This is a genomic window from Poseidonibacter sp., from assembly GCF_041821165.1.
In the GTDB taxonomy this organism is placed as follows: domain Bacteria; phylum Campylobacterota; class Campylobacteria; order Campylobacterales; family Arcobacteraceae; genus Poseidonibacter.
In genome coordinates, this window is the sequence record NZ_JBGUES010000047.1 from 1 (window position 1) to 14226 (window position 14226).

General features: G+C 26.6%; 12 protein-coding genes. 2 read left to right on the plus strand and 10 right to left on the minus strand.

Annotated features, from left to right (window positions below; translation table 11 throughout):
- From ACERKK_RS05610 to purL, 4 genes are all read right to left on the minus strand, one after another.
- Positions 1-869: ABC transporter substrate-binding protein (locus ACERKK_RS05610; protein WP_373772101.1), on the minus strand; the 869-nt coding region annotated here is incomplete at its 3' end.
- 93 nt (positions 870-962) lie between these two features.
- Entirely contained in the window at positions 963-2495 is a 1533-nt protein-coding gene (purH, locus tag ACERKK_RS05615; protein WP_373772102.1) for a bifunctional phosphoribosylaminoimidazolecarboxamide formyltransferase/IMP cyclohydrolase, read from the minus strand.
- Positions 2496-2562: 67 nt separating this feature from the next.
- Complete coding sequence (locus ACERKK_RS05620; protein WP_373772103.1) at positions 2563-4530, minus strand: methyl-accepting chemotaxis protein; 1968 nt, start codon at positions 4528-4530, stop codon at positions 2563-2565.
- Between the two features lie 221 nt (positions 4531-4751).
- Entirely contained in the window at positions 4752-6965 is a 2214-nt protein-coding gene (gene purL / locus ACERKK_RS05625) for a phosphoribosylformylglycinamidine synthase subunit PurL (protein ID WP_373772104.1), read from the minus strand.
- Between the two features lie 191 nt (positions 6966-7156).
- Here purL and ACERKK_RS05630 point away from each other — a divergent pair, with 191 nt between their 5' ends.
- Both ACERKK_RS05630 and mgtE read left to right on the plus strand, forming a co-directional pair.
- Positions 7157-8341 carry a peptidoglycan DD-metalloendopeptidase family protein gene (locus ACERKK_RS05630; RefSeq protein WP_373772105.1) on the plus strand — a complete coding sequence of 395 codons (1185 nt, stop codon included), beginning with the start codon at positions 7157-7159 and terminating at the stop codon, positions 8339-8341.
- Between the two features lie 10 nt (positions 8342-8351).
- Positions 8352-9701, plus strand: a complete 1350-nt coding sequence (gene mgtE / locus ACERKK_RS05635) for a magnesium transporter (RefSeq protein ID WP_373772106.1) — start codon at positions 8352-8354, stop codon at positions 9699-9701.
- Between the two features lie 27 nt (positions 9702-9728).
- Here the strand turns inward: mgtE and ACERKK_RS05640 are convergent, their stop codons facing one another.
- The 6 genes from ACERKK_RS05640 to ACERKK_RS05665 form a co-directional block, all read right to left on the minus strand.
- Entirely contained in the window at positions 9729-10385 is a 657-nt protein-coding gene (locus tag ACERKK_RS05640; protein ID WP_373772107.1) for an HAD family hydrolase, read from the minus strand.
- Positions 10378-10716 (minus strand): hypothetical protein, encoded by a 339-nt coding sequence (locus ACERKK_RS05645; RefSeq protein WP_373772108.1) that lies wholly within the window; start codon positions 10714-10716, stop codon positions 10378-10380. The genes ACERKK_RS05640 and ACERKK_RS05645 overlap by 8 nt, the downstream gene beginning before the upstream one ends.
- An 11-nt stretch (positions 10717-10727) precedes the next feature.
- Entirely contained in the window at positions 10728-11300 is a 573-nt protein-coding gene (folE, locus tag ACERKK_RS05650; RefSeq protein ID WP_373772109.1) for a GTP cyclohydrolase I FolE, read from the minus strand.
- A gap of 12 nt (positions 11301-11312) precedes the next feature.
- Positions 11313-12506 carry a type II secretion system F family protein gene (locus ACERKK_RS05655; protein ID WP_373772110.1) on the minus strand — a complete coding sequence of 398 codons (1194 nt, stop codon included), beginning with the start codon at positions 12504-12506 and terminating at the stop codon, positions 11313-11315.
- Positions 12506-13870: a GspE/PulE family protein gene (locus ACERKK_RS05660; RefSeq protein ID WP_373772111.1), complete on the minus strand. Its 1365-nt coding sequence runs from the start codon at positions 13868-13870 to the stop codon at positions 12506-12508. Before ACERKK_RS05660 ends, ACERKK_RS05655 begins: the two co-directional genes overlap by 1 nt.
- Positions 13842-14226 (minus strand): hypothetical protein (locus ACERKK_RS05665; RefSeq protein WP_373772112.1); only part of this gene is annotated, 385 nt, incomplete at its 5' end. The genes ACERKK_RS05665 and ACERKK_RS05660, both read right to left, overlap by 29 nt.

Genomic DNA, 14226 nt, shown 5'->3' on the forward strand with positions numbered 1-14226 from the left:
CTTCTCATTTTTTCTTTTTTTATTTCACCTAAATTATTTGTTTTAAAATAAGATAGTTTTTTTAGTTCGTTACCTTCATAAATCAATTCATCTTTTGTTAGATTTTGGGCATTATATTTTTTTACAATTAAGTTTGCTGTTTCTTCTATATTAGAATAAGCATATTCCCATCCCTTTAATGATGCTTTTTTAAAGTCTAAAACCATTTGAGGGTCATTTTTGATTAAATCTTCATTTGTATATAAAAAATCACTATACATATCAAAATCATGAGTTTTTGGATCAAAAATATTATATTCTATACCCATTTTATCTAAGTGATATGTTGATTTAGAAAGATAAGCAGAGATTACATCGGTTTTTTTATTTACTAAATCATTTATATTATGAGAGTGTTTTATAAAATTTAAATCTTCAATATTTACTTTATGAGAACGTATCATAGATTTTAAAGATACTTCACTTGAATCATCAATTGTAGTCATAATTCTTTTTCCAATAAAATCTTCTACTGTATTAATATTGGATTCTTTTGTACTTAATAATACTAAAGGAGTAGCTTGAAAAAGTGCATATAAAGCGACTATTTTTTTATTTTTTGCTTTTTCTAAAATAAGAGTTTCTCTTCCAACAGCAAAATCTATTTTTGAATTTGATACATCTTGTGGAATATTCATACCAAAATTAAATGGTTTTATTTCTACATCAAGACCTAGTTTTTTATAGAAACCTTTTTCTTTTGCTATATAATATCCTGCAAATTGGAATTGATCAAACCATGATAATTGAAGAGTTATTTTTTTTAAATCTTTTGAAAAAAGTGATGTTGTAAGTATAATAAATAAAATAATAAATGATTTAATAAACATATCTAACCTTGTAAAAAATTAAGTATTAGTATATCAAATTAAATCATTATTTCATAGGCTAAAGCCTATGAGATATATTATTTTTTAATTATTTTAATGTAAAAAGTGTCTTTTTCCTGAGAAATATAAAGCCATACCAAATTCATTAGCAGCATCAATAATTTCTTCATCTCTAATAGAACCACCTGGTTCAATTACACATTTAACACCAGCTTCTTGTGCTGCATCAATTGAGTCTCTAAATGGGAAAAATGCTTCTGATGCTAATACAGCACCAGTAACATCAAGACCCATGTCATTAGCTTTTGTAAGTGCTGCTTTTGATGCATCAACTCTTGAAGTCATACCCATACCAACAGCTACCATTGCAGAGTTTTTAACATAAACAACACAGTTAGATTTTGTTAATGATGCAATTTTATATGCAATTTCCATATCTTTGATTTCTTGCTCAGTTGCAGCTCTTGTAGATTTAAGTTCAGAATTTCTAACTTCATCTTCTTCAACTTTATCAGCATCTTGATAAACAAATCCACCATCAACTCTTTTAAAGTCAATTTTATCGTTTGCTAATTCTAAAATATCTGTACCTTGTTCAAAAAGTTTAATTCTTTTTTTCTTAGCAAAAACTTCTTGAGCTTCAGCAGTAATTTTTGCAGCAAATACAACTTCTAAGAAGATTTCATTCATTTTTTCTGCAAGTTCTTTATCAACTGTACCATTTACTGCAACAACTCCACCAAAAGCAGAAACAGGATCACATTTAAGTGCTTCATTATAAGACTCTAATAAAGTATCTTTAATAGCAAATCCACAAGGATTACCATGTTTTACAATACATACAGCTTTATCAGAACCAAAAGCAGATGCAATTCTTGCAGCTCCTGAAATATCACCCATATTATTAAATGATGCTTCACCTTTTAATGTAATAAATTTATCAGTAAATTGATTATCAAATTCGTATAATGCACCTTTTTGATGAGGGTTTTCACCATATCTTGTATCGAAAACTTTTTCTCCAACGATAAATTGTTTAGCACCCATACCGTTATTAAATCTTTTATTCATGTAGTTTGCAATCATAGAATCATAAGCAGCAGTATGTTCATATGCTTTAATCATCATATCTCTTCTAAATTCAGCTGTATTAGTATCATTTTTAAGATTTTCTAATACAAGGTCATAATCAACAACATCAGTAACAATAATTACAGAATCATGATTTTTAGCAGCAGATCTTACCATTGCAGGACCACCAATATCAATGTTTTCAATAATCTCTTCGAAATCATCAGTTTTTTCAATTGTAGCTTTAAATGGGTAAAGGTTAACACATACTAAATCAATACCTTCAACACCTAATTCTTTTGCTTGGTCAAGGTGTGATTGTTTATCACGTCTATGTAAAATACCACCGTGAATAAAAGGATTAAGAGTTTTAACTCTACCTTCAAAACACTCAGGAAATTTAGTAACTTCATTTGCTTCAATTACAGCAATTCCTGCATCTTTTAGTTTATTATATGTACCACCAGTTGAGATAATCTCATAACCTAATGCAACTAATTCTTTTGCGAAATTTTCAACACCACTTTTATCACTAACACTAATTAATGCTCTCAAATCAAATCCTCTGTTGTTTCTTAAATTTTTGCAAGTATACAAAAAAAGTGATTATGAGTTGCTTTTACTAAAAACTTTCCCACTCATCATCTGATTTATTTGAAGTAATGATTTTTTTTGGAGTTTCTTTTTTTGGAGTTTCCTTTACCCTGTTTAAATCTTTTAAAACTTTTGGCGCTCCATCAGTTTTTTTTGAAATTACAATTTTAGCTTCACTTTTTCCTAAAAACTCTTTTGCATTTGCATCTGCAACAATCTCTTTAGCAATTGTATCAGTTTGAATAGCAATATCTAATGTCTGTGTTGCAGTTGAAGCATTCTCTTGTGTTTGTTTATCAAGTTGAGTAACTGCATCATTAATTTGAGTAATACCTGTTTCTTGTTCTCTACTTGCATTTGAAATTTCTGTAATCATTTCAGTTGATTTTGTAATATTAATTAAAAGACTATCATATCCTTTAATCATATCAGCACTAATACTTTTTCCATGTGCTGCTTTTGATGTAGCACTTTCAACAATATTTTTAATCTCTTTTGCTGCTTCTGCTGATCTACTTGCAAGGTTTCTAACCTCTTGTGCAACAACTGCAAACCCTTTTCCTGCTTCACCAGCTGTTGCTGCTTCTACGGCTGCATTTAGTGATAGAATATTTGTTTGGAATGCAATTTGATCAATAATAGAAATAGATTCATTAATAAGTGTAACTTGTTCTGTAATTTCATCCATTGCAGTAGTTGTGTTTTGAGCTAATGATTGACCTTTTTTAGCTGAATCACCAAGTTCATTAGCATATAAACTCATTTTACTTACATTTTCTGCATTATTTATAATTGTACTTGTTATCTCTTCTAATGCTGCTGCTGTTTCTTCTAAGGATGCTGCTGCTTCATTTGAGCTTCTATTTAAACTATCAACATTTAAAATTAATTTGTCAGATGCATCATCAAGAGTTAAACCAATACTTAATGACTCTTTTAGTAAACCTGAAACTTCATCTGTTAAGAAGTTTACATTACTTATCAATTCAAACATATCCCCTTCTAAATTTTTAGGATCAACTTTATTAATAAATTTATAATTACTAAACTCTTTTAAAACTACACTAATACTATCAATATTTGTTTTTATACCACTAATCATTGAATTTAAAGCATCACTTAATTCTATTAATTGAGGGTTATTTGCTTTTGTATTTAGTTGAACTCCTAAATTACCTTTTCTTGCTTGTGATACAATAATTAAAGCATCTTCAACAGCTTTTGTATCTTTTATCAGACCTTCTTGAATATCAGTAATATTTTCATTTACAATCTTTGCCATTTCTCCAAATTCATCATTTGATGAAGAGTTTAAAGACTCAACAGTTTTAGTTTTTCTATTTAAGAATGCGAAAAATGATAATAAACCATTTTTAAAGTCATCTAAAGCACTTACAATAATATTTGATATTAACATTGAGAATATAATAAATACAATAATTGAAACAACTGCTATAATAATTAAAACAACAACTAAAGTATTACTAGCTTCTTCTTTTAATAATAAGGCACTTTTATTAATTTCTGCTAATTTGTGTTCTAATATTTTTCCTGTATTTGCCATATTTTTTATAATATCATTAATTTCACTAGATTCTTTTTCTATGCCATTTTGAATATCATTTATTCTTTTTTGAGAAAAATCATCAAAATAATCTAAGTATTTTTTTGAGTTTGAAACAATTTCATCACAAAGAATTCTATTTTCTTCAACAGTTAATGAAGATTTAAACTCAGATACACTTTTACTTAATAATCCAAAATCATTTTGTACATGTTGGGCTGTTTGAGAAGAGGGATCGCGTAAAAATTGGTATACTGATATTCTTCCATTTAGAACCATTTCAATAAAAGATTCTGTTTGCATAGCAGCATTATTTCTATTTTTTACTAATTCATTATAATAAGAGAAAGTCAAAGCAGATACCAATACTATACCAACATATAAAATTGGTAAAAGTAATAACTTTTTTCTTGTAGAAAGATTTTTTAACATTCATATTTCCTTTTTAATTATAAACAAATTTATATAAATTAAAATAATCAATATAAATCACCAAGCAGCAAAGATTAAACTTTAAGTTTTATCAAAAATAATTTTTAGTGATTGTATCTTATAGTTTATTATATTTTGATAATATAATAAATTTATTTTAAAAAAAAAGAGGAAGGATAGAAGAGATATAAAAGAAGAAAAATCTTCTTTTATATTAGTTTTTATAAATCTTGTTCAATAACTCTTTTGAATTTATTGAAGTAAGTATCAGATGCAGAATCTAATTCTTTATAGATATCATTAATTGAAATTTTATTTCCTTGAACAACACCAATTTTTGAGCATTCAATATTTTTAGCAGTAGCTAATTTTTCAAAAGCTTCACAGTTTTCTGGTTTAACTTCAACGATAGCTCTTGATAAAGATTCAGAGAATATATCTTTTGAATCATTTAAAGAAATATTAGCTTCAACTCCAAGTTTACCAACAACAGCCATTTTTGATAATGAAATTGCAATTCCACCAATGTTAACATCTTTTGCTGATTCTAATAATGAAGCTTTATTTCCTTCAATTACAGTATCCCATAGTTTTAATTCATTTTCAAAATTAACTTCTGGATGAGCTCCTGCAACTGTATCATACATTTTTTTCATATATAAAGATCCACCAAATTCACTTTTAGTTTCACCTAAGATATATAAAATATTTCCATTTTCTTGTAAACAAGAAGGTAATACTTTATTTGCATCTTCATTAACACCAACCATAGCAATTGAAGGAGTTGGGAAAACACCTACGCCATTAGTTTCATTATATAAAGAAACATTTCCACCAATTACAGGTGTATTTAATTCTTTACAAGCAGTTTTAATACCTTCACATGATGCAGCAAATTGCCACATTACTTCAGGATTTTCTGGGTTTCCAAAGTTAAGACAATCAGTAATTGCTTTAGGAACAGCACCAGTCATAGCAACATTTCTTCCTGATTCCATAACAGCAGCAGCTGCTCCTAGTTCTGGATTTATGTAACATAATCTAGTATTACAATCAGCAGACATAGCTAATGCTTTTCCTGTTTCTTTAATTCTAATAGATGAACCATCTAAAGAACCTGGTCCTTTAATTGTATTTGTTTGAACCATTGAATCATATTGAGAGTAAACCCAAGATTTATCAACAACTTCCATATCAGAGAATAAATCATCAAATGCAGCTTGATTTGAAATTTCTTTATCTAATGTAATATTTTCAATATCTTCTAAATAAACAGGTTTAGAAACTGGTCTATCTAAAATTGGAGCTTGTTCAGAAACTGGTTGAACTGGTACTTCTGCACATTTTTCACCATGCCAGAATAATTCCATATTTCCAGTATCAGTAACTTCACCAATAACAGCAACATCTAATTCCCATTTTTCAAAAATATCAATAATTGCTTGCTCACTACCTTTTTTAGCACAAATAAGCATTCTTTCTTGTGATTCAGAAAGCATAAAGTCATAAGGAGTCATTCCCTCTTCTCTTGCTGGAACTTTATCTAGGTGCATAATCATACCAGATTCAGATCTTCCTGCCATTTCAAATGAAGATGAAGTAAGCCCTGCAGCTCCCATATCTTGAATACCAATAATTAAATCAGCTTTAAATAACTCTAAACAAGCTTCTAAAAGTAATTTTTCTGTGAAAGGATCTCCAACTTGAACTGTTGGTCTTTTTGATTCATTATCTTCTGTAAATGAAGCTGAAGACATAACTGCTCCACCTAAACCATCTCGACCAGTTTTAGAACCAACATACATTACTGGATTTCCTAAACCTTCTGCTTTTCCTAAGAAGATTTCATCAGCTTTAGCTAGTCCTACTGTAAATGCATTTACAAGGTTATTTCCAGCATAACACTCTTCAAATGTAGTTTCACCACCAATAGTAGGAACTCCCATACAGTTACCATATCCACCAATACCAGCAACAACACCTCTTAATAAAAATCTGTGTTTTTGTGCAGTTTCACTATCACCTTCAATACCAGCAAATCTAATTGAATTCATATTAGCAATTGGACGTGCACCCATTGTAAATACATCTCTTAAAATTCCACCAACACCAGTAGCAGCACCTTGGTAAGGCTCAATAAATGATGGATGATTATGTGATTCCATTTTAAATACAGCAGCATATCCATCACCAATATCAATAACACCAGCATTTTCACCTGGACCTTGGATTACCCATGGAGCTTTTGTTGGAAAACCGTTTAAATATTTTTTACTTGATTTGTATGAACAATGTTCAGACCACATCGCAGAGAAAATACCAATTTCTACATGATTAGGATCTCTTCCTAAAATTTCTTTAATATTATCTAGTTCTTCAAGTGTTAAAGAGTGAGCAAGTGCCATCTCTTCAAGATTCATCTCTTCTTTTTGCATCTTTACGCCTTAAATTATGGTTGTTAATTAGTGCGATTATATCTAAAAAAGAGTTAAATTTACTTTTAACAAATATTATTTAGGCAATTTATTTAAGTAATAAGTAAAATGATTAAGTGCTTGTAAATTGTTATTTAAGTTCAACAAAGGTATAATTAACGCCCTAATTTTATAACAAAAAGTGATTATCAGTGAAAAAAATCTTATTATTATTTATTATTTTCTTTAACCTACTTTACTCAGCTGAAGTTAAAGAATTACCTTGGCCTAGAGGCGAAACATTTTTAACATTTCTAGATAAGTATGCTATTCCTAATAGCTTGTATTTTAATCTTGAAAAAGAGGATAAAGAGCTTTGTTCTGAAATAAGTGCAGATGCAAAATATTATTTATATGAAGAAGATGATGGTTCATTAAACCAAGTTTTAATTCCAGTTTCTGAAGATATTCAATTACATATTTATAAAGATGTTGATAATACATACAAATTTAAAACATTACCTATTAACTATGAAGAAATTACACAAAGTATTGCTTTACCTATTACTACATCAATTGCTTATGATTTAAAAAAAGCAACAGGTAGTCCAATGCTTGCTGCTCAATTAAAATCAATTTATGATAATACTGTTAACTTTAGAAGAATGCAAAAAGGTGATTTTATTGTTATAAAATATAAACAAAAGGTTTTAATGGGAAGAGCTCATAGTATGCCTGAAATTTTAGCTTCAATGGTAGAAGTTTCTGGAAAAAAATATTATAGATTTAAAAATTCAAAAGATGATAAATATTATGATGAAAAAGCAAAAGCATTTACTAAAACATACTTTTTTAAAGTACCTTTAACATATAAAAGAATTTCAAGTCATTTTACAAAAAAAAGATGGCATCCTGTTTTAAAAAGATATAGAGCACACTTAGGTACAGATTTTGCAGCACCAAGAGGAAGAAAAATCTATGCAGCAGGTGATGGATATGTTGAGTTTATTGGAAGACGTGGAGGATATGGTAAAACAATTATTATTAACCATAGAAATGGATATAAAACTTTATATGCCCATCAAAATGCTTTTAGAAAAGGTATTAAAAGAAGACAAAGTGTAAAAAAAGGTGACCATATTGGTTATGTTGGAAATACAGGTCTTAGTTCAGGACCACACTTACATTTAGGTTTATATAAAAATGGACGTGCTGTAAATGCAATGAATGTTATTAGAAAAGCTGATACTAAGGCTTTAAAAGGTAAAAGTAAAAATACATTTATTGCAAATGCTCAAATAGTAATAAAAGACTTTGATTTAATCTTAAAAGATGAGAATAGAGAAAAACCAATAAAACTGGATAGAACTACGTACAAAACTAAACTAACTATATAAGGAGTAAATAATGCCTCTTGAAGATTTAATTACAGATCCTAATGAGCTTTTAGAAAAACTTGATTCGTTACACCCAAGTGATATTGCAAACTCCTTAAAAAAAATAGAAAAAAATAGTGTTGATGATTTCTTTTTCACACTTAAAAACCTACCTGATGATATATTAGGTGAGGTTCTACTTGAACTTCCTGAAAATCTTAGAGAAGATGCTTATTCTGAATTATCAATTGAGCAATTAACAGATGCGGTTGATGAGCTTGAATCTGATGACCAAACAGATATTATTCAAGAAATTGAAGAACTAGATATTGATAAAGCCAAAGAAATTTATGATGGTTTAGAAGAAGAAGATAAAAAAGAGATTGATTGGCTTAAAAAATATGAAGAAGATGAAGCTGGTGCATATATGCAAACAGAGCTTTTTTCTGCAAATATTAAAGAAACAATTGGTGAATCAATTGAACGATTAAAACAAGCAAAAGCAGAAGATGAACTAGAAAACATTCATCAAGTTTTTATTATTGATGATCATAAGATTTTATTAGCATCTATTTCACTAGAAGATTTAATTATTTTTGATTTTAATAAAACATATGATGAAGTTATAAAAGAACAAGAAAATAAATATAAAGCTTTTAAAGTTGATGATGATGAAGATATTGATGAAGTAGCAAAGAAGTTTGAGCAATATGATTTAAGTGTTGTTGCAGTTACTGGTTATCAAGGTATGTTAATAGGTAGAATTACTTCTGATGATATTTTAGATGTAATTGAAGAAAATGCAACAGAACAAATGTACCAATTAGCTGGTGTTGATGATGATTTTGAGCATGAAGATAATCTTATAGCAACTGCTAAGAAAAGAGCAATGTGGTTATTTTTAAACCTAGGAACTGCAATATTAGCTTCTTTAGTAATTGGTATATTTGATACAGTTATTCAATCTTATGTAGCACTTGCAATTTTAATGCCTATTGTTGCATCAATGGGTGGAAATGCAGGAACACAAACATTAGCCGTAATGGTAAGACAGTTAGCATTAGGGGATATTGATCTTGATAATGCTAGAGATGCTGTAAAAAAAGAGGTCTTTATTTCTATTTTTAATGGTTTCTTATTTGCACTAATTATGGGAATAATCGCTTGGATTTGGTTTGATGAAAAGTTATTAGGTGTAGTAATTGGTTTATCTATGATTATGAATCTATTTTCAGCTGGATTCTTTGGAGCATCAATTCCACTTATTCTTAAAAAATTTGATATAGACCCTGCTGTTGGAAGTACAGTTTTACTAACAACTGTTACTGATATTGTTGGTTTCTTTAGTTTTTTAATGTTAGCAAAAATTATACTTCTATAAGATATAAGCTAACATTAAAAATAGTAATTAAGTAGTTTTAATTAATTCCCAAATTTCATCTGGAGTTGATACAATATAATCAGCTCCATTTTCTCTTAACTCTTTTTCATCTCTAAATCCCCAAAGCACACCAATTGCAATCATTCCTGCATTTTTAGCTGTTTGCATATCTACTTTTGTATCACCAATAAAATAAACATCTTTAGCTTCAAGTTTAAACTCTTCTAAGATATTAAGTGCAACTTGTGGATCTGGTTTTTTAGGGATATTATCTTTTTGTCCAGAAATATTAACAAATGTAAAATCTTTGAAAAACTTATTTGCATAGTCAATAGTAAAAGCATGTGGCTTATTTGAAAGAATTGCTTTTTGTAAATTAATCTCTTCAAGTTTTGATAAAAGTTCATAAATCCCTTTATAAACTTTTGTTTTACTATTTATTTTATCTTTATAAATAATTTCAAATCTCTTATGTAATGTATCTAATAACTCATCATTTACATTACAGTTTTCACAAGCTCTTTGAATTAATACTTTTGCACCATTACCTATAAAATATTTATATTCATCTATTGTGTGAAGAGGTAAATTAAACTCAGCAAGGGTTTCATTTACACTATTAGCTAAATCTTCTAGTGAATCAATTAATGTTCCATCTAAATCAAAAATGACAGCTTTATTCATAAGAAACTTTTATTTCTAATAAATCTTCACCAAAATCTACAAAAAAAGTATCACTTGCATTTGAAGTTTTTTCTTTTTTATTTAGTAAAATATCATCAAAACTATTTGCAAAATAATCTGTTCTAAAATATAACTTATCATCTTTTATTTTTAGGTTTAAAAATACTTCACCATTTGCTGAAACATTTGTATTTAAACAAATTAGATAAAATCTATACTCATTTTGTGAAATTTTTTCTTTTCTATTTTCTAACATTATAAAATCGTAAACATATTTATTTACATCATAATATGAAAATTTTATCTCTTTTATATTTTCTAAATTTATCAAATTATCTCGTTTTATTTATGTAATGATGAAGATACAATTGATAAAAATTCATCTTTAGTTTTTTTATTAGTTTTAAATAAACCTCTTAAAGCTGAAGTAACAGTAGTTGAACAAATCTTTTGAACACCTCTCATTTCCATACACATATGTCTTGCATCAATCATCACTGCAACACCTTTTGGTTGTAAGTGTTCATTTAATGCATCACAAATTTGTTCAGTTAATTGCTCTTGAATTTGAAGACGACGAGCGAATACATCAATAACTCTTGGTATTTTTGAAAGTCCTACAACTTTTCCATTAGGAATATATGCAACATGAACTTTTCCAATAATTGGTAGCATATGATGTTCACATTGTGAATAAAATTCAATATCTTTTACAACAACCATTTCATCATTTGATGATGTAAAAAGTGCTTTTTGTAAAATCTCTTTAGGATCTTGATTATACCCACTACACATAAATTCAAAAGCTTTTCTTACTCTACTTGGTGTATCTATTAAACCTTCTCTATTTACATCTTCACCAACATGTTCTAACATTTTTCTAATAGAATTTTCGAACTCTACATCATTACTCATATCTATATTCCTCTAAATTTTTATCATATTCCCCATATCCCAAATTGGCATAAAAATCGCCAATACTATCCAAAGGATTAATCCCATAATAGTCACTAAGAATATAGGTTCAACTAATGCTGTTAATAATTTAATTTTATTATTAAATCTAATCTTATAAATTTTCTTTATCTCTTTTACTGTAATATTTAATGAATTTGAAACTTCACCTGTATTAATAAGGTTTAATACAATATCATCAAAAATTTGTGTTTGAGAAAAAGAATAACTAATACTTTTACCATTTTGTAGTAAATTGTCAATTGTCGCTATTTTATCTAAAAGATATTGATTTTTTAGTAAAACTTTTGAAGAAATTAGTGCTTTATGAAATTCATGTTTTGAATTTATCATAATATCAAGAATTAAAAATATTTTATATAATTGCATATTTAAATAAATGTCTTTTATTATAAAAACTTTTGTAACAATAAACTTATCAATAAAATACTCAAAAGAATTATCCTTTTTATAATAAATATAAATAGTTCCTATAATAAAAATAAAAACTAAACATCCATATATAAAAAAGTTTTCAAAGAAGTATTGCGTTTGTAAAAGTATTTTTGTAGCTAATGGCAGTTCATTTGTAGTTTGTGCAAAAATAAGTTCAAATTTTGGTATTACAAAATAAAAAATTGAAAATAAAGATATTATAAAACTGATTATTAAAACTATTGGATAACGAATTGATTTTATAAAATCCTCTTTTATTTTGCTATTTTCTTCAAGCAATAAATAAAGTGCCTTAATATTTGAGTTTATATTTCCAGTACTTTGTGAAATATCTAAAAAAGCTGATACAAGATAATTTATATTAAATTTTTTAACAGCTTTAGATATTGATTTTGAATTTGTAAAAGAGTATTTTATAGACTCAAGTAAGGCAATAATATTTTTATTCTTTTTATTTTTAATTAAAATATCAAGTGCATCACTAAATGTAATATTTGCTTCTAGCATAATATTTAATTCATAAAAAAGTAAATTTATCTCCTTATTTGATATTTTTGTATTTAAAGAAAAAATATTCATATTCTTTTTTATTTTAATTTCTTTGATACTAATTATATTCTTGGGTAAATTTTTTTGATTAATATCTACTGTTTCTATAATCTTTGTTTTGATTTTTGAGCTTTCTTGATATTTTATTTTATACTTTTTCATTAAAAAGATACTACTTTATAAACTTCTTCTAATGAAGTGATATTTTCTTTAGCTTTTTGTTTTCCATCATCAAGTAAAGTTTTAAAATTAATAGTATTTAGATATTTTTTAATCTCATTTAAATCAGATTTTTTAAATATCATAGAAGATATATTTTCATCAACTTCTAAAAGTTCAGCTATACATGACCTATCATAAAACTTTGTATAACTACATATTTCACATCCTTCTCCTTTACACTCTTTACAAAAGTTTAATACTAATCTTTGAGCCATTACTAGTTTTAAACATGAAGATATTAAAAAAGGGTCAGCTTTTAAATCAACTAATCTTGAAATCGTTTCAAGTGCATTATTAGCATGAATACTTGCAATTACAAGATGTCCTGTTAAAGATGCTTGAAGAGCAATATCTAATGAGAATTTATCTCTAATTTCTCCAATTAGTATAATATCGGGATCTTGTCTTAATATATTTTTTAAAATCAAATCAAAACTTAAACCTATTTTTGTATTAACTGCTATTTGTTGTATTGAATCAATTTTATACTCAACTGGATCTTCAACTGTTATTATCTTTTTTTCATGTGATTTTAACTCTTTTAGGATTGAATACAGAGTTGTAGTTTTTCCACTTCCTGTTGGACCTGTAATTAATATCAAACCTTGATTTAAAAGAAGTGATTGTTTTAATTTTAAAAATAGATTTGAACATAAGCCTAAATCTTTTAATGACTTATCAACATTTTTCTTATCAAGAATTCTTATTACTATTGATTCTGAATTTAGAGTTGGCATAGTTGAAACTCTAAAATTATATTCAAATTCATTAATTAAAAATGAAAACCTTGAATCTTGAGGTAGTCTAACTTGTGTAATATCTAAGTTTGAAATTAATTTAATATAAGAAGAAAATGGTTTAAATAACTCTTTTTTCATTATAAAAAATGTCTTTAATCTACCATCAATTCTAAATCTAAATAGTATTAAATCTTCATATTGTTCAATATGAATATCACTTGTTCTTAACTTTATTGCAAAACCTAATAGTTCATCTAAAAATATTTCAAGTAAAGAGTTATTTGATGAAGTGTCATATAAAAGAGTATTTGATAAAGTAAAGAGTTTAATTTTTACTTCAAGATTAGATAAAACAAACATTAAATCCAATTCATCTAATTTTGTATATTTAATTAGTTTATTAAATTTTTCATCTATATTATGCAGTTTTGAATTATTGCAAACTGCAACTTTTAAACAAATATCATCTTCATAATATGGCAAGATTTTATTCTCACAAAAGTAAGATTTTTCATATTTTTCAAATAAGGAATAATCAATTAATTGATGTTGTATATTTATCATTTTCAAATACCTTTATATTGATTTGTTTATTATTCTTCTGCAAAACAACTGAATTTTTATTTATTTCAATTAATTTATAGCCATTTATAAATTCATTTTGTTTTATCCATTTATTATTAATCAATACATTATTTGAAATAATTGCTTTTACTTTAAATATATTTATATTCTTTTGTTTTTTTACTTTTATATCTGCTTTTTTATTTTTTATAAAAAACTTATCAAAACTAATTTCAATTTTAAATATATATTTTTTTGTCTGTTTATCTTTTGATAGATTAAGATTTGTAATATTTGAGTATTCATTTATATTCTCTATTTTTTCTATAAATTTAGAGATATTTACAATACTTGAA

Bases quoted from the DNA above. Each gene is read 5' to 3' on its own strand.
- ACERKK_RS05620 (WP_373772103.1), bottom strand. From the start codon at position 4,530: ATGTTAAAAAATCTTTCTACAAGAAAAAAGTTATTACTTTTACCAATT.
- purL (WP_373772104.1), bottom strand. From the start codon at position 6,965: ATGCAAAAAGAAGAGATGAATCTTGAAGAGATGGCACTTGCTCACTCT.
- mgtE (WP_373772106.1), top strand. From the start codon at position 8,352: ATGCCTCTTGAAGATTTAATTACAGATCCTAATGAGCTTTTAGAAAAA.
- ACERKK_RS05640 (WP_373772107.1), bottom strand. From the start codon at position 10,385: ATGAATAAAGCTGTCATTTTTGATTTAGATGGAACATTAATTGATTCA.
- folE (WP_373772109.1), bottom strand. From the start codon at position 11,300: ATGAGTAATGATGTAGAGTTCGAAAATTCTATTAGAAAAATGTTAGAA.
- ACERKK_RS05655 (WP_373772110.1), bottom strand. From the start codon at position 12,506: ATGAAAAAGTATAAAATAAAATATCAAGAAAGCTCAAAAATCAAAACA.
- ACERKK_RS05660 (WP_373772111.1), bottom strand. From the start codon at position 13,870: ATGATAAATATACAACATCAATTAATTGATTATTCCTTATTTGAAAAA.